This is a genomic window from Paenibacillus amylolyticus (assembly GCF_050990605.1).
GTDB lineage: Bacteria > Bacillota > Bacilli > Paenibacillales > Paenibacillaceae > Paenibacillus > Paenibacillus amylolyticus_H.
In genome coordinates, this window is sequence record NZ_CP158832.1 from 4,435,624 (window position 1) to 4,459,949 (window position 24,326).

The window sequence follows — 24,326 nt, forward strand, 5'->3', positions numbered from 1 at the left end:
GCTTATGGTATTTATTACGTGCAATGCAACATTTCGTTTCAAAATCTTAAAATTATATTTGAAAACTCGATCAAACGCAAGAATAAAAAACCATAATAATATATATTAACCATTAAAAAGAAATTTAGTTATCCCAAGGACATATCCTGCCTTCTGATAAATGGAAAAAACACCTCCTGAAAGGTCAGGAGGTGTTTATTGATTTGCTTTATTGCAGAAATTGTTGAACTGCTTGATTTACCAGTTTGCCGTCCGCTTTGCCTTTAACTTTCGGCATAAGGGCAGCCATGACTTTCCCCATCTCGGCTTTCGAAGAAGCACCGGTTTCCTGGATGGTCTGCTGTACAATAACTTTAATTTCTTCTTCGGTAAGCTGTGTGGGAAGGTACTGGATGAGTACTTCAATTTCCGCTTTTGCATTTGCCGCGAGATCTTCACGGCCCGCTTTGTCAAATTCTTGGAGGGCATCTTTGCGCTGTTTGATTTCACGACTCAGGATATCAAGCACTTCGTTGTCATCCAAATCTCTTTTCAAATCTATTTCAAGATTCTTGATCGTCGAACGAATCAACCGAATGTTGGAGAGTCTGAACTTGTCCTTACTCTTCATCGCTTGCTTCATATCTTCGTTCAATCGTTCGCTAAGATTCATGTAGTTAAAATCCTCCTAAAACTTTCTCTTACGAGCAGCCTCGGACTTTTTCTTGCGCTTTACGCTTGGCTTCTCATAATGCTTACGTTTCTTCACCTCAGCCAATACGCCATCTTTAGCGATGGAGCGTTTAAAACGACGAAGTGCAGCATCAATAGTCTCGTTTTTGCGAACTTTAGTTTCAGACACCAGTTTTCCCTCCCTCCGACCAGACCGTCCAAGAGCAATAACACGGTTCATCATCTTTCATTATAGGCGAAAGGTAATAAAGGTGTCAACCTCAATGTAATGATCACTTATTTGAATCCATTTTATAACTCAAAGGTATTATGAAATGAATTCATTATATAAGCATTTGGTCACATATTCGTGGATTTAATGTTATGACTAAATCCTCAATATTAGTACCCGTCAGCTCGTTTATTTGTGAGAATCGGACAGACTTGTCAACGCGCCAAGTCTGGTACCACCCAACAAATGGTAATGCAGATGATGAACGGTTTGTTCTCCATCCTTACCACAATTGTTGATTAAGCGATATCCTTTTTCCTCCACGCCAAGACGCTTCGCCGCTTCTTGAGCAGCCAGATGAATCTCGCCGATCAATGGCAGATCTTCTGCAGTAACTTCATTCATGGAAGCAATATGTTTCTTCGGAATGACAAGAACATGTGTCGGTGCAGCGGGCTGGATGTCATGAAAAACGATAACATGGTCATTCTCCAGTACTTTATTGGAGGGAATGCTGCCCTCTACAATTTTGCAAAATAAGCAATCCATAGTTCATACCCTCCTTTGTATTCCAATGTATGTATTCCCTTCTATCATACTAGAAGTAAAAACCTACGTCCAATCTCTAGACACATAACCAGGTAATCCAGGGTCAACTGTCCATCTATCATCAAGCCGACCACTATACGACATTGGATATATTACTACCCATTTTATCGAATATGGTTTTATCACGCACTTTTTCCAATTAAACAAATATGTATGGTTAATGAATTCAAAAATAGGAGATTGGTTAATTTGACCGTTTATCAACATGTACAGGAACTTGTAGGTAGTACACCTCTGCTTGAATTAACTCGTTATCCATTACCGGAAGGAATCCGCCTGTTCGCCAAACTGGAATTCATGAATCCTGGAGGGAGTGTGAAAGACCGGATCGGAAAGTTTTTATTGGAGCAGGCCTTGGCACGAGGAGATGTTAAGCCAAATGGAACTGTGATTGAAGCTACCCCAGGCAATACAGGAATTGGTCTTGCAATGGCGGCTATAGGCCTGAATTTAAAGGTCATTTTCACGGTACCTCAGAAGTTCAGCATCGAGAAGCAGCAATTGATGAACGCCCTCGGAGCTTTGGTCGTGAACACACCCACATCAGAAGGGACCACGGATGGTTTGATTCGATCTCCGTTGGGATCAACGATGTTGAAGATTTACTTGAGGATCTGAAATCTGCATTAAGTTAAGGGCGTTTTGAAGTCGATGCTGGCACCCATTCATCTTCGATCTTACACTAATCAGGTTCAAAAAAAGGTCATGCCTTACAGAAGTTCGCTTCTGCACAGGCATGACCTTTTGGATGTTCGGTATGTTGCCCGTTATATTGCAAGGACTGTCGCTATACATCAGACTGAGACTCCACATTTATCTGATAAGACTTCCCTATTCATGATGTACGGTATCTTAAATGAAACACATCCATCCTCAGCTTGTTATTTTCAAAATTTTTCATAAGAAGCATGAGAATGAATCACTGTAGTTATGCCTGTTTTTTTCAATTTCAATAGTACGGTAAAAGGGTTAACGCTGTAAGCGCAAATAACGGGAGCACCAGTCGGTTAAAACGTCTACGGCCATAACCATAATACGGATAAGGAGCAGGGTAGCCGTATCCAGGATAAAATCCGCGAGTATGACCTATCGGATAGTTCGCTCCAGGCATTGCATTTGGAGCCCAGTTCGCATGATTCACCATGGCTTCCGGTCCAACGGGAACAGCCAGGTAGATCATTTCGTCATCCACATTTTCCATAATGCCATCATAGTGCATACCGTCATTCATCTGTACACATACATAACGGTGCATGTGTTCCTTGCATAATTTCTTCGCTTCCACTTTTTCCACTTGCCAACGCCTCCCTGATTCTGCTCTTGATCACCTTTTCATGGTATTCAGAACTGGGCGAATTGACACTACTGACGAGAAAACACAAAAAAAAGAAGCACCCCGTGAGCGGCTTCCTTGGAAGGCTGCTGCGCGGACATCTATTCAGGAAACGTCCTGATCAGATGTCCGCCGGGGTACTTAAATAAAGTTTGTCGGCTTAACTGTAGTATAACAGCTGGATGAACCTGTATCTGTGATGTAACTCACTCCGCTATGTTATAAAAGCAAGAAAAGAAATATATTTACAATATCAATTCGGGCAATATTCAGTTGCTTTATAAGCGGTAACAGGGCACTCCTCCAGCAGACAAACATACATCATACACGTTTCCCTCTACAAGGTCTCCAAGACCACACGTGAGCCGTTACCGGCTTCACCTGCCGGGATCACCACAAGTTTGCGCGGCAAACGTGCACGCAGTTCAGGCACGTGACTGATGACACCAACAGCCAATCGGTCGTCATGCAATTTTTCCAGAGACGTAATGACGGTATCCAACAGCTCAGGGTCAAGGGTACCAAACCCTTCATCCAGGAAGAAGAATTGAAGCGGGTACTGACCTCGCAGCTGAATCTGGGCCGACAGTGCCAAGGCCAGTGACAACGAAGTCAAAAACGTCTCGCCACCTGACAACGTTGATACCGGTCGTTTGACTCCCCCGTTGGCATCATCACAGATTACAAAACCACCGCCGGAATCCACCTCCAGTGAATAACGCTGTTTGGTCAGGAAACGCAGACGCTGAGATGCCGCATGACTAACCTGCATCAGTTGTTCTTCGGCAATATACTCCACAAAAGCATTGCCTCTGAACGCGGATTGCAGTTTGCTGAGCAGTTCGCCTTGACGGCTTACCTCCACCCGCTTGTTCTCCAGTTCGGTCCAGCGAACATGTCGCTGCTCCACATCCTCCAGATCACGTTCTGCACGTGCTTTGGCACGAAGGGCAGCCTCGTCCTCAATTCGGACCTGCTGCAAACGTTCGGTGCAGGCTAACCACTGTTCCTCCGATACAACAGCACCACCCAGCTTCTGTTCCAGTTCGCGCAACTGGGATGCCAGTTCACGCTCACGTTCACGGTGCTGCTGGATTTCCCCTGCCAGACGTTCGGCTTCCTGGGAAGGAATCGCGGCGGATACAACAGCATCATCCGAGTCAAACGGGGATTGTTCCAGCAATTGCCGCCAGCGTTCCTGTGCCTGTTGCAGATGTTCTGCGGCCGAGGCGGCTACCTGCTGAGCCATGACATCTTTCTTGGCTGACTCCTGTTTCAGCGTGTCCGCTTCTTTGAAGCGTTGCGCAGAATCCGTAGCTGCTTTCCGCAATCCATCCAGACGACCCTGAGCCGCAGCAATCAGGTCTTCTACCCGCTGCTCCCCAACCCACTGACGCAGGCGTTCCTCCTTCTCAGCCAGCTGTTTGCTATTGCCCTGCCACTGCGTCTGCCACTGGATCAGTTGTTTGTCCAATTCCACCAGCTTCTGCTGGAGAGATTGGATGGTCTGGTCTTTTTCCTCAAGGAACGTCACGCTTTTGTTCAGACGTTCCTTGATGTCTTCGGCGCGCGCATCGCGCTCCTGCATCGCCTGATAGAGGGCCTTGGCCTCCTCCTGAGCGATGCCTGGCAGTTCCGCGGCCCAGCGGCCCTGCCAGGCAGCCGCTGCAGCCTCGCTCTCGGCCAGCTTGCGCTCCGCTTGGGCGAGCCCGGCAAGGCCGGCCTCCTGCGCAGCTGCCGCTTCCATGCGGCGCTGCTGCGCGCCCACAGCCGCCTGCTAACCTAAATAGCGGCGGCTTCGGCCTGGAGCGGCGCTGCTGCGGCAGCCAGCGCCTGCGCGGCTTCGCGCAGCGCAGCGGCACGCGATGCCCAGCCTGCCGGGGAGCGCCCGTGCTCGGGCGACCCGGCGGGCTCGGGCTCCGCTGCCGCAGGCGCGGCCTCGGCTGCGGCAGGAGCTTCGCCGGCCGCAGCGCCAAGCTGCGTCAGCAGGCTGCGACGTTCGTGCAGCTGCTGGCGCAGCCCAAAGCGCAGCTCCTGCAGCTCCGCGTGCAGGCTGCGCAGCAGTTCCAGGTCCGCATCGCCTGCGTGCGGACCTTCTCCCGGCGGCGCAGCCGGGAGCGGGTGATGCGGCGAGCCGCACACCGGGCATGGCTCGCCATCGCGCAGCTCGGCGCGCAAGGCGGAGGACAGCCGGTGCAGCTCCTGCTCGCGCATCGTGCCACGCAACTGTTCCTCCGCAAGGGCCAGCAGGCTCTGTTCGCGGCTGAGGTCCTGCTCACAGGCAAGCAAGGCCTCAAGACCTGCTGACGCCTGTTCTACCAGATGCTGACGCTGATCACTCAGGCGTCTTTCTTCTTCAGCCGCCGCCTTCAGCTTATCGGCTCCCTGTTCTGCCGACTGCTTATAGGCTTGCATGTCAGCTTTGTTTTGCTGCAACTGCTCCGCAGCAGTATCCACACGATGCTTCAGCTCAAGCGCAGCCTGAAGTTGCCTGCGTTCCTCTGACTTCACCTCATTTGGCTTGAGGCTCTCCTGTAGTTCCTCACGCCGTTTACGCCCGCGCTGCTGCAACTCCTTTTCTTTCTCAAGCTGCTGACCCAGCGCAGTCTGTTCACCTTGCCCCTGTTCCAAAAGCTGCGCAAGGCGTGAGCAATCGGCTTGAAGCCCGTCCCGTTCCCGTTGCAGCTCTTTCGCTTGTTCAAGTTGTTCCAGTCGCAGCAAAAGTTTTGGTTCTTCCTCAGTCACCTGCTTACTCGCCGTCTCAGCTTTCTCTGCTTCAAGAACCGCCAGACGTTCGTGTTCCAGTGCTTGCGAATGAGCTGTCTCGGCGGCAATCTGCCGCTGCTTCTGCGTAGCCATAGCATCTCGAACCGTCTGCAACGCAGGCAGTATGGCATCTGCCGCAACGGATTGTTTCAGCCGTTGTTCACCTGCTTCCACCTGTGGCTCCAGTGCTTTCAGTTTCTGCTGTTCATCCATACGGACCTGCCGTTCATTACTTAGCTCACGTATTCTACCAAGCTGTTCGGCTTCCTTTGTAGCTTCATCCAGCACTTTGCGGGATAATTCAGACTGCTGAACAGCAGATTGAAGAAGACGTTTCGTTTCATCCAGCGTCTCCTTGCTGGCATTGCCAAGTCCCTGTTGCTCCGCAGCAAGAGATTGGTGAACCATATCATTATCCTTGACCCGCCGACTTAATTTGATAGCCAACTGGTCCCCATACTTCTCCAGATGGAATAATCGTTGCAACATCTGGCGACGTTCACTGCCCTTGAGTGACAAAAACTCGGCAAACTTCCCTTGAGGAAGCACAACTGCCCGTGTAAAATCATCCATCTTCAAACCGATCACATCTTCAACGCAACGATTCACATCTGCCAATTTGTCGGCAAGTACCTGCTCTTCGCCATGGACCGTCTCTATGAATTTGCTGATCGTGTTACTCACCGACACTTCATTATTTCGTTTGAAACGTCGCTCTACCCGGAACCTTCGAGTGCCTTCCGCCGACATCAGTTCGAATGTAAAAGCAACCGACAACGAGTCCTCTGCATGATTCATAATGCCTTGCGTCCCGTTCACCGCACGTTCCACTTTTCCGTACATGGCGAGGGTGATGGCATCGAGCAAGGAAGATTTACCGCTACCCGTTGGACCAAAAATACCAAATAGCCCCGTCTCCGTCAGCACGGTAAAATCAATCTCCTGCATCTCCCGATAGCTTTGCAGTCCGGCAACTTTTAATAGAATTGGCTTCATCTTTCCTCGACCTCCTCACGCACACCCGGCTCGTCTTCATCCACAAGTTCCAGGAAAAGCTTCACCAGGCTGTCTTCCGGTTGTGCACCACCCGTCTGACGCTGATAGAATTTGCGGAATAGTTCGTGGACCGGTAGCTCGGATCGTTGCTCCATAAGCCCTGCTGCAGCCATCTCGGGATACACCGGACGAATATGAATGATCCCTTCATGTGATTTTCGCAGCTGTTGAATCTCCTTCAGGGACATTGCCTCGTCCAGCCATACTTCCATGTCAATAAAAGCCTGCGGATCACGTCCCTCTTCCAGCCAGCGATATACTTCTGCCAGACCGCCACGTGCCTTCCAGCGAACAAGCGGACGCCCGGACGTCAACAAAACTTCTTCTACCTGTGCTGCTCCGCCCGGTGCGAGATCAACCATCGTGACAGACTTGCTCTGTCCTGCTTCCGAGAAGCTGTAGGCGAGAGGAGAACCGCTATATCGAATCACACCGTCTCCTTTAACAGCCTGTGAACGATGAAGATGCCCAAGCGCCGTGTATTGCGCACCAGTCGATAGAGATGAAGGGTCCACCGTGTAAGCCCCACCGATCTGAATCGGGCGTTCCGAATCACTCTCAAGTCCGCCAAGCACATAGATATGACTCATGGCCAAGTTCACGGTATCCGGGCGAAAAGAAGCGGCCAGCCGCTGCATTAACATACCCACCCGTTGACTGTATGCCTGACGGAGCACATTTTCATCCCCATCCATTGTCAGCAATTCATTCAATCTGGCTTCAGAAGGATAAGGTAATGCGGCAATCTGTCCAGTCTCTCCGGTCCGCTTTGCATGGATGGTCACTGCTTCTGAAGTAGGCATACCTACGAGTGTAATGCCCTGCCTGTTCACAAGTGGAGTGACAGAAGCTACACGCTCCGGCTGATCATGATTTCCTGCAATCACCACAAGAGGTCTTCCATTTGCTGTCAAACGCGCTGCCGCCTCGTAAAAAAGCTGCTCCGCTGCTGCGGGAGGATTCACCGAATCATACACATCCCCGGCCATCAATATGGCATCCGCCTGCTGCTCATCCGCCAGTCTGACGAGTTCATCCACGAAATCTTCCTGTTCACGCAGTCGGCTTCGTCCTTCCAGCGTTTTTCCCAAATGCCAGTCCCCTGTATGCAAAATACGCATCGTCCGTTCCACCCCTCTCCCATATGAAATCCATGGCTTTAAATTCCGATCCAATTCGTTTAAAATTTCAGTCTTTTATAATTTCACTGCATGTCCACCATCAAAAAAGTACAGCCATTTCCGGTCCACTTTCCGACCTAATATATCTTCGATAGCCCGTCCATACAGATCCAGCTGGAAGCGATAATTTTTGGTGAGTTCATCCAAACCACCACGATGCTCCAACACCCGATCCGTCTTGTAATCGAGCAGGACAAGCTCACCATCAACCTCATACAGACAATCGATAATCCCCTGTACAAGCACGGTTTCATTTTCAATTGTTGAGTTCGCTGCCCGTTCATGTAACCACTCCGCAGGGGACTGATGTGCCGGAAGTCCATACACAAACGGAATCTCCCTTTTCACCCACGCTACACGCAACAGCTCTTTCCCTGGTTCTGTATCAAAAAATCCGACCAGCTCTTCCGGTTCGATCACCTCCGTGTGATGGGACAGCAAAATCTGGAGCTCCACCAGTCGCTGAATGGTCTGCTCAACAAGCTGTAAATCAATGGCCGATCCATCTATAGGAAGATGCTGCATCAACGTATGATACACGTTCCCCCGTTCTGCTCCTGTCAGTTGGTTCTCTCCCATAAATTTGGGACGACGCAGATGCAATTTGAAAGATGTACTCGCAGCCCCCACATCCAAAACGTTCACCATACCGTTTGAATCTGACCCTGATCCAGTCTCATGCTCGTTCAACTCACCGGATAAGCCGCGTAGTGCCTGGCCTGATTCATCTTTGGTGTAATTGATTCCTGACGTGTTGTGATCCAATAATGTCTCGGATTGTTCTCCCAGTTCCTCCATCACCTCTACGGACTGGATATCCTGCATCGCAAGTAACGTTTTCAAATCCGTGACAGATGTACTGGCTGCCACTTGAGTTGCTGCTTCATAGGGGTACGTCCACGAAAGCCGCTGATCAACCTCGCGAATCAGACGTGTCTGCTCTTCTTGAGAGGATTCTGGAACTGCACCTGCATCTTGAATGTTATGGTTAGCCGTATCTTGTGCACTCTTCGTCAGTTCTTCTACAGTTGAGGATGGAATCAGCTCCACAGGCTGAACCGCCTTTAGTGCAGCAATTCGTTCTTTCCGCACCTCTGTCATCCCGTCTTCTTCCCCGAGTGTCTGATCCAACACATGATCACGGGATACCTGATCGGCGGAAATAATAGAAATCGCCCATCGTGATTCATCATCTGCAAGACAGGTCGAGAACGAATCATTGCTTCCTGCAAGTTCACGCAGCACGGCCGCATCTGGATGCCTCATCAGGGATGGCCCAATCCAGTCCAGGTAACTCCGTCCCGCAGCGAGAAGATAATCTGGCAATGCCAATTCAGGGCTGTCCTTGACCTGAGACCACGCGAGCGCTTTTTTCGCGACATCTTTTACGGTACCCAGCAGTATCATTTTCTCTTTGGGACGGGTCAACGCAACATACAGCACACGCATCTCTTCAGCAAGCAGTTCAAATTGCGCACGACGGCGAATCGCCAGATTGGCTAATGTAGGATAGGCAACCCTGTTCTCACGATCCACAAACCTCGGACCAAATCCCAGTTCCTTATGCATTAAGAAGGGTGCGTTCAGATCCTGCTGATTAAACATCTTGGATATGCCACCGACAAAGACAATTGGAAACTCCAAACCTTTACTCCGGTGAATCGTCATGATCCGTACGGCGTTGTCCTGCTCACCAGAACTACTTGCTACAGTCCCGAGGTCTCCCCCGTTTTCCCGCAGTCTGGAAACATAGGTCAGGAAGCGGAACAAGCCGCGATTCGCAGTTGATTCCTCATATTGTCTTGCGCGATCGTACAATGCCTTAAGATTACTTTGACGTTGCAGTCCTCCGGGAAGACCCCCAACCCAGTCTAAATAACCGGTTTCCCGATACATACGCCAGATCAGTTCACTTAGACTGCCTTGTCTTGCTTCAAGTCTCCACTGCTCCAATTGACGCATAAAGCGAATTAACTTCTGCTGCAACTCCGAGCCTGAAATCTCCGTAACGCCCATATCCTCGCTTGCATGTCCATCAACACCAGCATCTTGAATTCCATCTGTATGCACATCGAATTCATAGACATCATCCAGGATCTCTGCCTCGACTGAAGCTGCTGTCTCCCGCTGTCCCTGCTCCATCTCTGACCAGGCTTCCGGCCACTGCCGCTGGACGATATTGGAATCAGGATGATTCTCCTGCCCGGATTGTTGTACGGCATTAGTGGAGGAATTGCCCCATTCTCCAGCAGCTGTTATAACTGCATCGTAGAAAGACTGTCTTTTGTCACCGAGCCGAATCTGTGCCAGTTCTTCTTCATCCAGTCCAACAATCGGGGAACGAAGCACGGAAGCGAGCGGAATATCCTGCCTTGGATTATCAACAAGCTGAAGCAGAGACATCATGATTTCCACTTCCGTAGCCTGAAAATAGCCCTTGCTCTGTTCTCCGCCAGCAGGAATTCCCTGCTGTCTGAATTCCTCAATCATGAGCGGAGCCCACATCAAGGTTGAACGGAGCAAGATGACCATGTCACCGTAACGTGCCGGGCGCATCGTTTGCAGGGCTTTGTCATATACATGGAGGGCAGGTTTGTCCGTATCTCCAACTATCTCACGAATACGCCTTGCGATCGCCCGTGCTTCCAACTGGGCTGTTTCAAGTTCGGCACTCTCCAGTTCTGCGGAGACCGCTGCATCTCCGTTCTCATCCGTATTCTCTGTTAGATCAGGCCCACCGCCCTGACGATCGATCAGGATGAGTTCAGGTGTATACGCCTCATCGCCAAGCGTTTCTGACGGGAACGTAGCCCCATATGCCAGTTGAGCACGTTCATCGTAAGCAATCTCTGCAACACCTTCATTCATGAGTTGCCGGAATATCATATTGACCGAATGCACGACTTCCGCACGACTGCGGAAATTTCGCGCAAGATCAATACGTTGACCTGTACGATTTCCAACCAAGTCATCATTACGTGTGCTCGCTCCATACTGACGATACTTGTTCATAAACAGACCTGGCTCGGCCAACCGGAAACGGTAGATACTCTGTTTGACATCACCTACCATGAATCGGTTACCCGGGTTTTCCCTGGAGATCAGTTTCACGATATCTTCCTGAACCGTATTGGTATCCTGATATTCGTCAAGCAACACTTCATCGAATCGCGAACGGTATTCCATAGCCGCATCGGAAGGCATCGACAGTTCAGGCGTTGAATCCTCATGTCGCAAAATGTGAAGGCAATAATGCTCCAGATCACTGAAGTCAACTTGCCCACGTTCCTGTTTGGCCTGCCGATAACGTTCACCAAATGTACTAACCATCCTCGACAACTCCTGCATAAGTGGTGCCGCCTGCTCCAGCTCCTGCCAGAACGAAAACGCACTTCTTCCAAACAATGAGCCTTTCAGATCGGTAACTGCTTTTTTCGCAGCCTCACGAAGTTCCTTCACCTGATCCTGTAAAGCCGGATCCGTTTGATCCTTTTTGCAGGGTTTCAGTTTGCCAAATGCAGCGGGTTGAAACACTTCAGGCAACCTCTCCCATGGCATAACCTGGACCGCAGACAGCAGCTCTTCCACCATCACCAGATCTTCTTTTAACGTATCTGCATAAGGTGCCGGGCCTTCAGGCTGCATGGAAATATGAATCCCTTGACGAAGCAGTCCTGCTGCACCACTTAGAGCAAGAGCCGCATCACGCAAAATACTCTGGACCCAAGCTGAATGTCCCAGTTCCTCCACACTTTCCACCTGAAAAGCGGATGCCATCTCTGAGAGCCAATGATCCGGCCAGGAATGACTGCGGGAGAAATCATACAACCGTTGTACCAGTCGATGCATCGCATCATCGTTTCGCTCTCCACTGAACCAGTCCACCAATTCGCGGAATGTACTGCCTTCATCTTCTTCGCCATACTTTTCCTCAAAGAGTTCTTCGAGCAGTTCCTGCCGCATGATTTCCGCTTCATTTTCATTCAGGATACGGAAAGCCGGGTTCAACGGAATTTGCTGATAGTACCGGCGAATGACTTCCATACAGAATGAATGCAATGTTGTAATGGATGCCCGTCCAAGCAGGGACAGCTGCTTACGCAAATGTTCTTCTCCAGGCTGTTCTTCCAGCGCACGTTCCAGCGCTTCCCGAATCCGTTGTTTCATCTCGGCGGCAGCCGCTTTGGTAAACGTAGCTACAAGCAACCGATCCACACTGAATCCTTGGGAGGGATCTGCGATCTTGCGAATAATACGTTCAACCAATACGGCTGTTTTTCCCGATCCCGCCGCAGCGGCAACCAGAATGTCTTCTCCACTTTCCGAGATCGCACTCCACTGGTCGTCACTCCAGAAGCTTCCTTCCGGTTTGGGCATATTCGTCATGATGTTTCCCCTCCTTTGGTGTGAGATAACATATCCCAGATTTGCTGTTTGCCAGGTTTGGCAAGCAGATTGTATTCATTTCCTTCTATATTCTCATCAAATTGACAAACGGACTTATAAGGACAAAACGTGCATGCCACTTCCTGCTGAATGCGATAAGGCTCAATAGCCACATCCCCATCCGTAATCCGGGTACCAATCTCACGAATATTACTGCGAACCGAAGCAAGCAGCGTATCCCATTGCTCTGGCGTAGCTACAGCAGCACTGCTATAAAAGCTGCCATCTGCCTTAAGGGCAACCGGAATAATGGCTGAATATCCCTTATCCAGGGTGTTGTCCATTTGCGCGATAGCATCCCGGTCCGCCAGCAGCAAACCTTTCATTTTGAACCGTTTCAGCAGTTCTTGTCCGGCTTGCTCCGATGTCATACCATTTGCAGATTGCAATAGCGGGTTATGCACATGGAAATACAACGTTCCTCCCGGCATCGCCGTTTCCCCAAGCCATTCCTCGGCAGCACTAAGCAGCACCTCCAGATAGGTGAGCATCTGCAATGACAGACCATAATACACTTCATGAAGCTTGAGGTCCGTCTGGCTTGATTTATAGTCAATTACACGAAGGAGCAGACCATTCTCTCCTTCTGCCACATCCACACGGTCAATCCGACCCACAATTTCCATCACACAGCCGTTCTCCAGTTCAAAACGAAGTGGGGGCAGCGTTTTATCCGGTCCAAAATCAAGCTCCAACCCAATCGGTTCAAAACTTCCACGTCTGGACTGTTCCCCAAGAATAACGGATGCCCGGCTAACAATGTCCTTCAATTTGCGGAAAATATAACCGTATCGCTTGGTGCTTAGCAAAATCTCCCCTTGCAGCTGTGGTGCAATCTGCTCCACCGTTTGCTCGGCTTCCTTGCGGCATTGGTCTGGGGTCAAGCTGCCCCAACTACGATTTTCTTCACGCAACCGCATAGCCAGCTGGCTCAGTGCAGCATGAAACAGTTGTCCGATATCAGGAGCCTGAAGGCGGTACAATTGCCGTTCTTTGAGACGCAGCCCGTGCGAAGCAAAATGGGAGAACGGACAAGCTACGAACCGCTCCATTCGCGAAACACTCGTCCTCACCTCTGTGCCATACAATCTGCGACTGGTGGCTGTCCGTAGTGGCAATGCCCGATTACGATAAAAGATCGATCCCAGTAACCGCTCCAGCTGAGGTCTGCTTGTCTCCCGAGATACATGCCAATTGTAGACCGCCCACCACATTTCAGGGATGTCTTCTCCGCGTCGCCATTTGCGCAATTGTCCAATCAGCGCAGACAGACTCTGACCTGGATGGGTGACATAGGACCAATGCACTTCTTCCGAGTTCACAACCGGTGGTTGAGCGAGCAATGGCTGTTCTTGCAGACCAAACATTTTCCGTACATGGCGGACAATCTCGGAAGGATGCAGTGCTTTTCCCTCATCATCAGCAACCGGGTAACTCAGCCACAACTGGCTGCTTGCCGCTGTAAGTGCCGTATAGATCAGAAAACGTTCATCCAGCATTTGCCTCGTTGCACCCGGTCCAAGCGCCACGCCTCGTTCCGTCAGTAACGCTCTCTCCAGTTCCGTTAATACACCATCATCCTGAGGTACGGCGGGCAATTCACCATCAACTGCACCCAGGATAAATACGTATTTGATGTCTTGAAGACGTGTACGGTCCATGGAACCAACCAAAACCTGATCCAGTGCTGGCGGTACCAGACCCAGCTTCAGTTCCGTCAATCCGGTCTCAATCATTCCGGCAAACAGCGTGATATCCAGCAGTTCATTGCCCATCATATCGACCATCTGATCCAATAGATCCAGCACAGCTCCCCACATCTGCCGATGTTCTCTCGATCGTTCGGGGTCACCTTGCGCCTTAGCTTCAGCAGACATATGTTCCAACTTCCCTGGGACTTCAGCCTCTTCCAGCAATCTGTACAGTGCCTCGCATTGGGCTTTGGCTGTCTTTGCCTTTTTCATCCGTTTCTCAAACGCACCCATGGAATCTGTAATGACCGCTCGACAACGCTCCATTAAAGAAAGCATTTGGTCCCGTCCTCGACTACGTCCATCCTGACCATTGTCTTCAAGCGACAGGCTGGGTACATATTTCCACGGTTTGCCGTCAGTCCAGCGATATCCATGAATACCACAAGCCAGTACATAATTCTCAAGCTGGTCCATATCTTCACGGGTGATGGAACCATCACGCGGAAGCAGCAGATCCGTTTTGACACACCGAAATACATCCTCGTAACGCCAGTGGCGACGAACAATATCCAATGCGGAACGGATAAACTCGGATAATGGATGATGCAGTTCATTTCTTCTGCGGTCCAAAAAGACAGGTACACCATAATCCCTGAATAGCGGTTCGGCTATATCAGCGTAAGTATCCAACTGGCGGACAAGTACCGCCATATCCCGATAACGTGCACCTTCGTCTTGCGCCAGGCGCCGCATCTCACGCAGTGCTCCCTCCATCTCAGCTCGTCGGTTCTCCGCTGCAATCAGACGAATTCCGGAATCAAGACCCTCACCTTTCCACCGGATTCGGCGGTCGAACCCAGCCTCCAGATGAGCAAGTCCCGGACGATCCTTGTATCTCGGTGGAATCTCTGAATCCAGCACGGTGATATCACTCGGTACACCCAGCTCTTCAGCCATCCCTTTGAGACGCGCATAGGCACTCGCCGTAGGATAGAACAGTTCCAGTTCTCCAGGCAGCGCTCCATGATCATAAGGACGATCCAAGGTCAGTGCAATCGTCACGGAAGACGACTGCAACATCAGCCGGCCGATCACACTCATCTCCTGTGGTGTGAATCCCTGAAAACCATCAATCCAGATCTGGGCATCCTGCAGCAATGTACTTTCCGACAAACGCTCTGTCAGTTCGGTCAACGTGTCTTCATCATCAATATATAGATTGGTTAGTTCCTGTTCATAGTCACGATATATCAGATTCAAGTCATGCAGCTTGTCCTCCAGAATTGGTGAAGAGGATGAGGTATACCCTCCAGTCAGCCCTTCTTCCAGCAATGATGGATCTACTTCATAACGTTTAAATTCACTATATAAGTCATTTAATTCACCTATAAAACCCAGCTGGCTGCCGGATGCACCAAACAGCTTCAATTCTTCCTTACGGCGCTGGATGACTTTGTAGAGCAGCATCTTTTTGCCTTCGGCTCCGATTGGAATACGAGCAGAACCGCCTGCTTCCTGCATTATACGATAGGCTAGACGTCGAAAGCCGAGCACTTCTGCACGCATGGTACCTTTGATTGCTCCAGAAGACACCAATGCCTGCTCTGTTCGAAAAGAACTCTGTTCGGGTACAAGTAAAATTAAAGGTTTGCCTTGCGGTTCCTTTTGAAGCAAAGATGTAATTTCCCGGGTAATCAGCGAGCTTTTACCGCTGCCTGCCCGGCCAATAACAAAACGAACGGACATGTCTAATCCTCCAAACCACACGTACAAGATTTTAATTCCCAGTATAACATATCTGACTTGGTTCGGAACATACGTTTGCCACTATCCGGTAAAACCGGAGATTCTCTCCGTTAACACGGCAAAAAGCCCGCAGTTGTTCACACTGTGGACTTTTGACCGAAAGTATCATTCATATAAACGTTCACTTTATCTCACAAGAGATTAAAAAAGTGAACAGAGACTCTTCTAATTCTTTTTACTGCGCACTTCGAAAATAGCAAACTTCAGATAATGTCCTTCATCCACGCCCAAAATTTGCGGGTGGTCCTTACCTGCTGCCTTCCAGTCGATCAGACGCAGCACTTTGCCTGCATCTTCCGCTGCATCCGCAATTGTATCCAGGAACAGGTCTGGACGCATGTGATATGAACAGCTAGCTGTTACCAGATATCCGCCCTCATTGACCAGTTTCATTCCTTGCAGATTGATATCCTTATATCCACGGCATGCACCTTTGACTGCTGATTTCGTTTTGGCAAACGCTGGGGGATCGAGGATCACTACATCAAACGTTTTACCGCCACCTGCAAGCGCTTTGGATGTATCCACTTTTTGTTCGCCTGCACGTGCACGTGCGGTACGTTCATCCAGCCCTTTCACTTGTTCACGCAAGTACTGGAATGCATCAGCAACTACGAACTCGACCCGGTCAGTGAAACCGTTCAGCTCCACATTTGTTCGTGCACTCTCAATGGCATGTTCCGAAATATCAAGACAAGTCACTTTCTTGGCTCCATACTTGCAGGCATTCAACGTGAAGCTGCCTGTGTGTGAGAAACACTCCAGTACGGTGGCACCATCCCAATAAGGGAATGTAACTACCTTACCGCTTTTATTCACAGGTAACAGCTGCTCTGTGCCATCCTGCTCGGTCGTTTGAAGTGTGATGCCACTCTTGTAACCCCAACCCTTCATGAGCGGTTCGATCGCTGCACGATTCTCACGTTGGTCGAAGAAGTAACCTGTCTTCTGACCTTCCACGATGTCCACTTTAATGAGTAGTCCATTCTCGGTAACGGTGACATGTCGCGGGCAATCTCCGTACAATGGACCTTTGGTCTGCTCCAAACCTTCCAGTTCACGAATCGAGACATCACTGCGCTCATATATGCCTTCAGGCTGCATCACTTCAATGAGTGCCTGTACGATGGCTTCACGGCAACGATCCATGCCAAGTGTAAGCAACTGTACAACGAGGATGCTGCCAAATCGGTCAACAATTAATCCTGGCAGAAAATCAGCTTCGCCATAAACGAGACGGTACGCCTCTCCATCCTGGATAAAACGTTCCCGATGACGCAGGCAATCGCGGAAACGCGATGCAAAGAATGCCGTATCCATCTGTTCGGACTCCAAGGGTTGATAAGCTACAACCCTTACCGTGATCTGAGATGCGGGATTGTAATACCCTGTCGCCAGATAGCGACCTTGATGATTCAATACATTGACCAGATCTCCCGGCTCCGGGTTTCCGTCAACCGAGGCAATTTCATTGTTAAATATCCATGGATGTGCATGTTCAAGCCGCTTTTTGCGACTGCGTTCGAGTGTAACTGATGGCAAGGTAGATTCACTTCCTTTAATTTAATAGTTCAAAAGATAGGTTTGGTGCAAAGGAGACGCTACGGCGACGAATTGTTCCTCTGATCGCTGTTATCCCCAGATTTTTTTGACTCCCTTTCTAAAAGGGAAAATCCGGGGATAAAGGCGAGCGCTTCGCTTCTTCGGTAACAATTTCGTCTTCTTCGCTGCGTTTGCACGAATCACCGTATCATTTGAATTGGGGTGCAGCAATTAGGTGGCGTTTCGGTTACGAATCGATCTTCCGATCGCTGCTGTCTCCAGATTTTTTTGATTCCCTTTTTAAAAGGGAAAATCCGGACACAGCATATGCTTCCGATGTAGCTTTCTTTCAGAAAGCTTTTAGGCGCACGCTTCGCTTCTTCAGATTCGATTTCGTCCTCTCCACTACGTTTGCACGAATCACCGTATCTTTCGAATTGGGGTGCGGCAATTAAAATACTTGAATTGAGGGAGGTTCGCTTCCTCTGAATTCCTTTAGGCTTGTCATGGTTGTCTCTATTTACTCATAGGATGAGTTAAGGAACCGGACGGAAGGAATGATGTTTCTATGTTTAGAGATGTGATATTGCCCCTACTCTACGGGCTTATTATCTTTTTTGGTGGCATGAAGCTGATGGAAACGGCCTTGCAGCGCATGGCAGGGCCCATGTTGGGAGGTTGGCTCAATCGCGCCACCTCTGCTCCATGGAAAGGCATGGCCTTCAGTGCAGGCGCGACGGCCCTGTTACAGAGCAGTACTGCGGTCACCGTACTCACCATTGGACTGGCTAATGCCAGATTAATTACCTATGGACGCACACTCGGCATCATCCTTGGCACCAACATCGGGACATGTCTGACGACGGAGCTGGTGGGACTACAGATCGGACGCGCTTCCCTGCCGCTGCTTGTCCTGTCGCTGACGGGCTGGGCCATGTTTGTTGTACTTGGTGAACGTAATCTGGCCGCTCCTGAGCGGACGCGCCGAACTCTGTTTAACATCCAGTACAGCTTCCTCGCAGCTGCGGGATTTGCACTTGTTATGACAGGCATTCAGGTGATGCAATCCATTGCCTTACCCTTGCGGAGCATGGGCGTATTTCAATGGTTTCTCGACCGTTCGGCCGACAGCCTGTGGTGGGGCTTTCTGGCAGGCGCCTGTCTGACAGCGCTCATTCACAGCAGTGCCGCTGTCATTAGCATGGCGATTACGCTCGCAGCCACAGGGGTGTTACCTGTGGAGATCGGCATCGCCATTGTGATCGGGTCCAACGTGGGAACCTGCATCACCGCTGTGATTGCTGCCGCGGGCGGAGCATCCGCAGGCAAATTTGTCGCAGCATCCCATGTGGTATTAAACATTGCGGGAGCACTGCTGTTCATGCCGCTGATCGGCCAGCTGCATGCAGCTTCGGCCTGGCTGTCAGCGGACAATGGGGCACAGATTGCTCATGCCCAGACCCTTTTTAACATCACCAGTTCACTGCTTGCTTTGCCGTTCTGTTACTTGCCAATCTGGCACAAAAAACCACCGGTCCACGCCCCCGCGGCGAAGTCACCCGTGGCTTGATGATCTCCTATCCAGGCCCACTGAACGCGCGGCTAACTGACCAAGACTAGAACTATACTGCGTTATACGTTAATGCCTAACTTGTTCAGGGCTACACGCAAGATATCATCGTTATTATCATATCCGCTCTGCTGCTGTCTGGACCATGCTTCTTCCGGAGCATACCAATCCACACCCTTGATTTCTTCAATCTGAGGCTGCAGATCTCCACTCTTGGCTTCAACGAGATAATAATGAACTTCCTTGTCCACCGGGCCAAAATCTGCATGTTGGTACGTATAAGCAATGATATCAACGGGCTCTACAATGCGGCCCACCATACCTGTCTCTTCCAAGATCTCGCGCAGTGCCGTCTGTTCGATTGTTTCTCCATCTTCCATTTTGCCCTTGGCGAGAGTTGTTTTACCATAACGATCTACGATAAGCTGAATTTGAAGATGTCCGTCTTCCCCTGTTCTATAAACAACTCCGCCTGCTGAAATTTCTTTTTTGTTCATCGTGCTCTCCCCCATCGACTTCAATATCTTTATCTTATTTTTTGCAAAAGAAGGACCTCATCTCCCCGGGTAAGCTCCCCAAGGAAATGAAATCCTTGTTTCTGTCGCCTCGATCACATCGCGGCGGACTTCAGATTCTCTTCCAACACACGTACCAGTGTAGCCTGACTCTCGTTGACACCAGCTTCAACCACTTTAACTCGGCACACTTTACCGACCATATCCATGGTTCCGTCAAAGACCAGTTGAATGTAGTTGTCGCTATAACCGTGCAGCTTGCCACTTCCCTCGCGGCCCTTCGCTTCACCTTCAGGAATAACATCCAGTACCTGTCCGACAAACTGCTTAGCGTACTCCAGCTGCATCTGCTCAGACAATTCAATCAGTTCATGCACACGTGCATTTTTGACCTCTTCGTCCACCTGGTCTTCCATTCGCGCTGCTGGCGTACCTGTACGCTTGGAATAAGGGAATACGTGCATTTCGGAAAAACCGATCTTCCGCATCAATTCATACCCATTACGATACATCTCATCGGTCTCACCCGGAAATCCAACAATAATATCTGTCGTAATCGCTACATCCGGCATCGCTTCCCGAATGCGAAGCATCTTATTGTAGAACTCTTCTGTCGTATATTTGCGGCGCATGCGTTTCAACACCGTATCATCGCCCGCTTGCAGCGGAATATGGAAGTGTCGAACGAGTTTATCCGAACGTTGGATCACGTCTAGCATGCGGTCATCGATCTGGCTGGCTTCAATCGAGCTGATTCGAATACGCTCCAAACCTTCTACCTTGTCCAAATCCCACAGCAGATCGGTCAGATCGTAATTTTCCATGTCATCGCCATACCCACCTGTATGAATACCAGTCAGAACAATCTCCTTGTATCCGGCGTGTACGAGTTGATGCGCCTGTTGAATAATGCTGTTCGCCTCACGGCTGCGTGAGAGACCACGAGACCACGGAATAATGCAGAATGTACAGAAGTTATTGCAACCATCCTGAATCTTCAGGAATGCGCGGGTACGGTCAGCAAAATCCGGTACGTCCATTTCTTCAAATACACGGGTCTTCATAATATTACGCACCGCGTTAACGGGTTGACGGGACTCCTGAATTTCATGAACATATGGCAAAATCTTGTCACGGTCCTGTGTACCGATAACCAGATCCACCCCAGGAATGTCCAGAATCTCTGCCGGAGAAGTCTGCGCATAGCAGCCTGTAACAGCCACGATCGCCTCCGGATTGCGCCGAATGGCACGACGAATAATTTGACGGCTCTTTTTGTCGCCGGTATTGGTTACTGTACAAGTATTAATCAAGTATACATCCGCTGTCTGTTCATCAAAGTCCACTTGATCGTAACCTTCGTTTTTGAACAATTGCCAAATCGCCTCTGTATCATAGAAATTAACTTTGCAGCCTAAGGTGTAAAACGCCACGGATGGCATAATTACATTCCTCCCATTTCTCCGGATTCATATAACACGCAAGTTAGTGCTGCCATTCCAGCTGTCTCAGCACGCAATATGCGTTTGCCCAGTCCAACAGATACAGCACCTGCCTGATCAGCCTCTGCCGTCTCCTTCTCAGAAAATCCACCTTCCGGTCCAACAACAATCAGTACTTCTGCACTTGCACCAGGTGCAAGCTGCTCCACAAACGGCTTCAGCGCATCTCTCAGCTGTTTACCGTTTTCTTTCTCATAACAATAACATACCAGGTTATAGCCCTCAAAAGAAGATAACAGCCCTTTCCAGGAAAGCGGCTGCTCCACGGATGGAATGCGATTCCGGTGACTCTGCTCGGCAGCTTCCTTGGCAATTTTCCGCCATCGCTCCAGTCGTTTGCCTTCTTTTTTGGCATCATATTGCACAATTGTACGCTCTGATAGGAAGGGTATAAATGATACCGCCCCAATCTCAGTACATCTCTGGATAACTGTTTCCATCTTGTCGCCCTTGGGCAAACTCTGTGCCACAGTTACACGAATCCGTGCTTCATGGTCCATAATTAGGGGCTCTACAATATTGGCTGTCACTTGACCCGCTTCAATGGTCTCAATTTCCACGAGTGCTTCTCTGGCGTTTCCGTCACTGACAATCAGTTTATCTCCAGGTTTACCACGCATGACCTTGCCGATATGGCGTGCATCATCACCTGTGATGATCACAGCGTGTTCATTAAACTGCTCTGCAGATACAAAATATCGCTGCATTAGTCAATCCACCCATTCTGTCCTGTTATGACTGGAATTCACCCCGCCTAATGACAGGCGTGAATCCAATCGCCACAGATGATCATACAACTTTTACGTGTTTCTGACCAGTATTCCGGTCCAATACCAGATTGCTTTTAGCGATATAACTCAATAACCAGTTTTGCCAGATCCACATACATCGTTTGCGCAAACTCATACAAAGGTTGAATCGTTACATTTTGCAACGGAGGTATAACAAGAATCAATAGGAAGATAAAAATGGACCATTGCTCCACCCCTTGCAGCTTGCGGCTGATTGAAGGTGGCACTACATCTTCCAGAATCCGATAACCATCAAGCGGGGGCAACGGAATCAAGTTAAACAGGAACAGGAAAAAGTTGGTTAAGTTAAAAATAGCGAAGAACGTTGTGATTGCTGTCAGCAACCGTTCATTATCTATACCGCCGAGTGCTCCCGAACCAACCAGTGAAGCATAGATGATTGTCCCGATAATCGCGAGCAACAGATTGCTCAGAGGCCCTGCTGCGGATACGATGATGCCCATCAATCTCGGCTTGTCGAAATTAGCCCGATTAACCGGGACCGGACGTGCCCAACCAAAGCCGGCAATAATGAGCAACAGCACACCAAACAAGTCAAAGTGTACAACCGGATTCAGCGTAACCCGACCCAACAGCTTGGCTGTCGGATCACCGAATTTATTGGCAAAATACGCATGCGAGAATTCATGCACCGTAAATGCGATCAGGATCGTCAGCAGGAAAAACGGAAGCTGATCGATCGGATAACGAAAGAACGAATTCCAAAAGTCCATACGTTACCCCTTTCTGGCTACATACGCAAGCCAATCCTCATCACGATGGATCGCACTCACTTCAAACCCGGAGGCTACCAGTGCATCATGGACAACCTGCTCTTTGTTCTTCCAAATGCCTGATACAATATAGGTCCCACCAGACTCAAGCGCATGATAGACATCGTCTACGAACAACAAAATGATCTCAGCCAGAATGTTCGCGACGACAACCTTAACTGGTAGTTGTACACCCAGTGCAGGGTCCTCACTCCCAAGGACGGACAACAGATCACTCTCTTTAACCGTAATTTGTTGCTCCAGCCCATTCAGCTCCACATTCTCCCTGGCACTGATTACCGCAACCGGATCAAGATCAAGCGCCAGTACATGTTTTGCCCCAAGCTTAATCGCGCCAATAGCCAAAATACCCGAACCTGTACCTACGTCAATGACTTCCTCGCCGCCCTGAATAACCGTTTCCAGTGTGCGCAAGCAGAGGGAGGTCGTTGGATGTGTTCCTGTACCAAAAGCCATGCCTGGGTCAAGCTCAATAATTTTCTCATCCGGACTTTCTGGCGTATACTCTTCCCACGTTGGTTTAATGGTCAGACGCTCCGATACACGTACTGGCTTGAAATATTGCTTCCAGGCTGTTGCCCAGTCATTTTCATCCACTGTACGTGTCTCATAACGAACCTCACCTGTATCAATTCCGAATTCAGAGAGTTCCTCAATTCTGGGATGAACTTCTGACTGCAATGCAACCATATCTGTACCTTCGGAGAAGTACCCTTTGATGACCGCGAACCCTTCCGGAATATCATTCAAAGGAACGTCGTATAACTCACCATATGTGGTGTCCCGTTTTTTATTTAAAGTACCGGACTCTTCGATCGAAACCCCTCCAGCACCCGCTTCATGTAAAAAATTTGAAATCATCTCCACAGCTTCTTCTGTGGTATGTATTGTTAGTTCATGCCATAACATACTTGGTTTTTCCTCCTCATTTTTCAAACATCCCAACTATTGTACTACACAAGCGAGTCCGAGTACAAAGCCGCATCAGTAAAAGAAAAACAAAACAGGATATCCGCAGCCTGACTGCTCGAATATCCTGTCATCTATTCATACATATCAGTTTCATTTACTTCAACATTTTGCATAATTTGAATCCCACTTAGCAAAAACGTCCACCATTCTGTGTGATCATCTCAGCGGCTTGCGGGAGCGAATCGTTGGATACGGACACGGTCAGCAAAATTTCTTGTTTTAGCCTGTTTGCCGAATCCTCTTCGGGTGTATCATACACCTGACCATTGGACAACATTTCCGTTTCATCACTAATCAGGGCAAGTACATTCAGTTCTCCACTAAATCCTCCAACGACGGCTGTAGGGGAATTATCGAAGCCCTTAACATCGTTTGAATCCAATGCAGACGCTTCATTGCCAAGGCTCTCAATACTCAATTGGTTCGGGTGCAACAACTCCAGGGCTCTGCGTGCAGATTCTGCCTCAGTCCAGCTTGTAAAAACAGCTTCGAGGGTCACTGCCGAGCGATCTTCAGTCATGAAGCTCCCGTCCCTGACGTCGATCAGCCGCTTCACTGCGGCGTAATGCTTCTATATCTTCATGATCCGCAGCTTCAGCGCTGAATTCCACGTCCTCATTTTTCGCGGATTGCATGCGTTTCATCTTTTCCGTTTTGGTTAGAATCTTGCCTGGACGTTCATGTTCTGCCATTGTAATGCTCCTCCTTCATATTGTATAAGTTCAACTAATCGTAGTTACACTGACACTTCGATGACAGAACAACCTTCCGATCGCTGTTATCCCCAGATTTTTTTAATTCCCTTCTTCCAAAGGGAAAATCCGGGGATAGCGTATGCTTCCGAAGTAGCTTTCTTACGAAAGCTT

Annotated in this window: 18 protein-coding genes and 1 pseudogene; 2 read left to right on the top strand and 17 right to left on the bottom strand. The window is 49.4% G+C overall.

Annotated features, from left to right (window positions below; translation table 11 throughout):
* Nucleotides 1–208 precede the first annotated feature (208 nt).
* From ABTV53_RS19795 to ABTV53_RS19805, 3 genes are all read right to left on the bottom strand, one after another.
* Nucleotides 209–652 (bottom strand): GatB/YqeY domain-containing protein, encoded by a 444-nt coding sequence (locus tag ABTV53_RS19795; protein ID WP_017687237.1) that lies wholly within the window; start codon nucleotides 650–652, stop codon nucleotides 209–211.
* A gap of 15 nt (nucleotides 653–667) precedes the next feature.
* A complete protein-coding gene (gene rpsU / locus ABTV53_RS19800) occupies nucleotides 668–841 on the bottom strand; it encodes a 30S ribosomal protein S21 (protein WP_005547957.1) in 174 nt (57 codons plus the stop codon).
* A 231-nt stretch (nucleotides 842–1,072) separates the two neighbouring features.
* Nucleotides 1,073–1,432 (bottom strand): histidine triad nucleotide-binding protein, encoded by a 360-nt coding sequence (locus ABTV53_RS19805; RefSeq protein WP_433745553.1) that lies wholly within the window; start codon nucleotides 1,430–1,432, stop codon nucleotides 1,073–1,075.
* Between the two features lie 213 nt (nucleotides 1,433–1,645).
* Here ABTV53_RS19805 and ABTV53_RS19810 point away from each other — a divergent pair.
* Nucleotides 1,646–2,065: pseudogene (locus ABTV53_RS19810) on the top strand (pyridoxal-phosphate dependent enzyme); the annotation flags it as partial.
* Between the two features lie 376 nt (nucleotides 2,066–2,441).
* On the opposite strand, the gene ABTV53_RS19815 reads toward ABTV53_RS19810, so the two are convergent.
* The 7 genes from ABTV53_RS19815 to ABTV53_RS19845 all read right to left on the bottom strand — a co-directional run bounded on the left by ABTV53_RS19815 (nucleotide 2,442) and on the right by ABTV53_RS19845 (nucleotide 17,316).
* The gene (locus ABTV53_RS19815; protein ID WP_433754293.1) at nucleotides 2,442–2,747 is read right to left on the bottom strand and encodes a hypothetical protein; all 306 of its coding nucleotides are present in this window, start codon (nucleotides 2,745–2,747) and stop codon (nucleotides 2,442–2,444) included.
* A 415-nt stretch (nucleotides 2,748–3,162) separates the two neighbouring features.
* Nucleotides 3,163–4,593 carry an SbcC/MukB-like Walker B domain-containing protein gene (locus tag ABTV53_RS19820; protein WP_433745556.1) on the bottom strand — a complete coding sequence of 477 codons (1,431 nt, stop codon included), beginning with the start codon at nucleotides 4,591–4,593 and terminating at the stop codon, nucleotides 3,163–3,165.
* Nucleotides 4,594–4,607: 14 nt separating this feature from the next.
* Nucleotides 4,608–6,587: an AAA family ATPase gene (locus ABTV53_RS19825; protein WP_433745558.1), complete on the bottom strand. Its 1,980-nt coding sequence runs from the start codon at nucleotides 6,585–6,587 to the stop codon at nucleotides 4,608–4,610.
* Nucleotides 6,584–7,768: an exonuclease SbcCD subunit D gene (locus tag ABTV53_RS19830; protein ID WP_433745561.1), complete on the bottom strand. Its 1,185-nt coding sequence runs from the start codon at nucleotides 7,766–7,768 to the stop codon at nucleotides 6,584–6,586. Before ABTV53_RS19830 ends, ABTV53_RS19825 begins: the two co-directional genes overlap by 4 nt.
* 75 nt (nucleotides 7,769–7,843) lie before the next feature.
* The gene (gene addA, locus ABTV53_RS19835; RefSeq protein WP_433745563.1) at nucleotides 7,844–12,214 is read right to left on the bottom strand and encodes a helicase-exonuclease AddAB subunit AddA; all 4,371 of its coding nucleotides are present in this window, start codon (nucleotides 12,212–12,214) and stop codon (nucleotides 7,844–7,846) included.
* Nucleotides 12,211–15,714, bottom strand: a complete 3,504-nt coding sequence (gene addB / locus ABTV53_RS19840; protein ID WP_433745566.1) for a helicase-exonuclease AddAB subunit AddB — start codon at nucleotides 15,712–15,714, stop codon at nucleotides 12,211–12,213. Before addB ends, addA begins: the two co-directional genes overlap by 4 nt.
* Before the next feature lie 225 nt (nucleotides 15,715–15,939).
* Complete coding sequence (locus ABTV53_RS19845) at nucleotides 15,940–17,316, bottom strand: class I SAM-dependent rRNA methyltransferase (RefSeq protein ID WP_433745569.1); 1,377 nt, start codon at nucleotides 17,314–17,316, stop codon at nucleotides 15,940–15,942.
* 568 nt (nucleotides 17,317–17,884) lie between these two features.
* Here ABTV53_RS19845 and ABTV53_RS19850 point away from each other — a divergent pair.
* Nucleotides 17,885–18,886: a Na/Pi cotransporter family protein gene (locus ABTV53_RS19850; RefSeq protein WP_433745571.1), complete on the top strand. Its 1,002-nt coding sequence runs from the start codon at nucleotides 17,885–17,887 to the stop codon at nucleotides 18,884–18,886.
* Between the two features lie 62 nt (nucleotides 18,887–18,948).
* Here ABTV53_RS19850 and ABTV53_RS19855 read toward each other — a convergent pair whose 3' ends face one another.
* From ABTV53_RS19855 to ABTV53_RS19885, 7 genes are all read right to left on the bottom strand, one after another.
* The gene (locus ABTV53_RS19855; RefSeq protein ID WP_421892922.1) at nucleotides 18,949–19,383 is read right to left on the bottom strand and encodes an NUDIX hydrolase; all 435 of its coding nucleotides are present in this window, start codon (nucleotides 19,381–19,383) and stop codon (nucleotides 18,949–18,951) included.
* A gap of 113 nt (nucleotides 19,384–19,496) precedes the next feature.
* Complete coding sequence (gene mtaB / locus ABTV53_RS19860) at nucleotides 19,497–20,843, bottom strand: tRNA (N(6)-L-threonylcarbamoyladenosine(37)-C(2))-methylthiotransferase MtaB (RefSeq protein WP_433745573.1); 1,347 nt, start codon at nucleotides 20,841–20,843, stop codon at nucleotides 19,497–19,499.
* 2 nt (nucleotides 20,844–20,845) lie between these two features.
* Entirely contained in the window at nucleotides 20,846–21,610 is a 765-nt protein-coding gene (locus tag ABTV53_RS19865; protein ID WP_433745575.1) for an RsmE family RNA methyltransferase, read from the bottom strand.
* 137 nt (nucleotides 21,611–21,747) lie between these two features.
* Nucleotides 21,748–22,428: a site-2 protease family protein gene (locus ABTV53_RS19870; protein WP_074095894.1), complete on the bottom strand. Its 681-nt coding sequence runs from the start codon at nucleotides 22,426–22,428 to the stop codon at nucleotides 21,748–21,750.
* 3 nt (nucleotides 22,429–22,431) lie between these two features.
* The gene (gene prmA / locus ABTV53_RS19875) at nucleotides 22,432–23,397 is read right to left on the bottom strand and encodes a 50S ribosomal protein L11 methyltransferase (RefSeq protein WP_433745578.1); all 966 of its coding nucleotides are present in this window, start codon (nucleotides 23,395–23,397) and stop codon (nucleotides 22,432–22,434) included.
* 190 nt (nucleotides 23,398–23,587) lie between these two features.
* A complete protein-coding gene (locus ABTV53_RS19880; RefSeq protein ID WP_341130209.1) occupies nucleotides 23,588–23,980 on the bottom strand; it encodes a hypothetical protein in 393 nt (130 codons plus the stop codon).
* Complete coding sequence (locus ABTV53_RS19885; protein ID WP_017687220.1) at nucleotides 23,973–24,152, bottom strand: YfhD family protein; 180 nt, start codon at nucleotides 24,150–24,152, stop codon at nucleotides 23,973–23,975. Before ABTV53_RS19885 ends, ABTV53_RS19880 begins: the two co-directional genes overlap by 8 nt.
* Between the last annotated feature and the right edge of the window lie 174 nt (nucleotides 24,153–24,326).

Bases quoted from the DNA above. Each gene is read 5' to 3' on its own strand.
- ABTV53_RS19795 (WP_017687237.1), bottom strand. From the start codon at position 652: ATGAATCTTAGCGAACGATTGAACGAAGATATGAAGCAAGCGATGAAG.
- ABTV53_RS19805 (WP_433745553.1), bottom strand. From the start codon at position 1,432: ATGGATTGCTTATTTTGCAAAATTGTAGAGGGCAGCATTCCCTCCAAT.
- ABTV53_RS19815 (WP_433754293.1), bottom strand. From the start codon at position 2,747: ATGCACCGTTATGTATGTGTACAGATGAATGACGGTATGCACTATGAT.
- ABTV53_RS19825 (WP_433745558.1), bottom strand. From the start codon at position 6,587: ATGAAGCCAATTCTATTAAAAGTTGCCGGACTGCAAAGCTATCGGGAG.
- ABTV53_RS19830 (WP_433745561.1), bottom strand. From the start codon at position 7,768: ATGCGTATTTTGCATACAGGGGACTGGCATTTGGGAAAAACGCTGGAA.
- addA (WP_433745563.1), bottom strand. From the start codon at position 12,214: ATGACGAATATGCCCAAACCGGAAGGAAGCTTCTGGAGTGACGACCAG.
- addB (WP_433745566.1), bottom strand. From the start codon at position 15,714: ATGTCCGTTCGTTTTGTTATTGGCCGGGCAGGCAGCGGTAAAAGCTCG.
- ABTV53_RS19850 (WP_433745571.1), top strand. From the start codon at position 17,885: ATGTTTAGAGATGTGATATTGCCCCTACTCTACGGGCTTATTATCTTT.
- ABTV53_RS19855 (WP_421892922.1), bottom strand. From the start codon at position 19,383: ATGAACAAAAAAGAAATTTCAGCAGGCGGAGTTGTTTATAGAACAGGG.
- mtaB (WP_433745573.1), bottom strand. From the start codon at position 20,843: ATGCCATCCGTGGCGTTTTACACCTTAGGCTGCAAAGTTAATTTCTAT.
- ABTV53_RS19865 (WP_433745575.1), bottom strand. From the start codon at position 21,610: ATGCAGCGATATTTTGTATCTGCAGAGCAGTTTAATGAACACGCTGTG.
- ABTV53_RS19870 (WP_074095894.1), bottom strand. From the start codon at position 22,428: ATGGACTTTTGGAATTCGTTCTTTCGTTATCCGATCGATCAGCTTCCG.
- prmA (WP_433745578.1), bottom strand. From the start codon at position 23,397: ATGTTATGGCATGAACTAACAATACATACCACAGAAGAAGCTGTGGAG.
- ABTV53_RS19880 (WP_341130209.1), bottom strand. From the start codon at position 23,980: ATGACTGAAGATCGCTCGGCAGTGACCCTCGAAGCTGTTTTTACAAGC.
- ABTV53_RS19885 (WP_017687220.1), bottom strand. From the start codon at position 24,152: ATGGCAGAACATGAACGTCCAGGCAAGATTCTAACCAAAACGGAAAAG.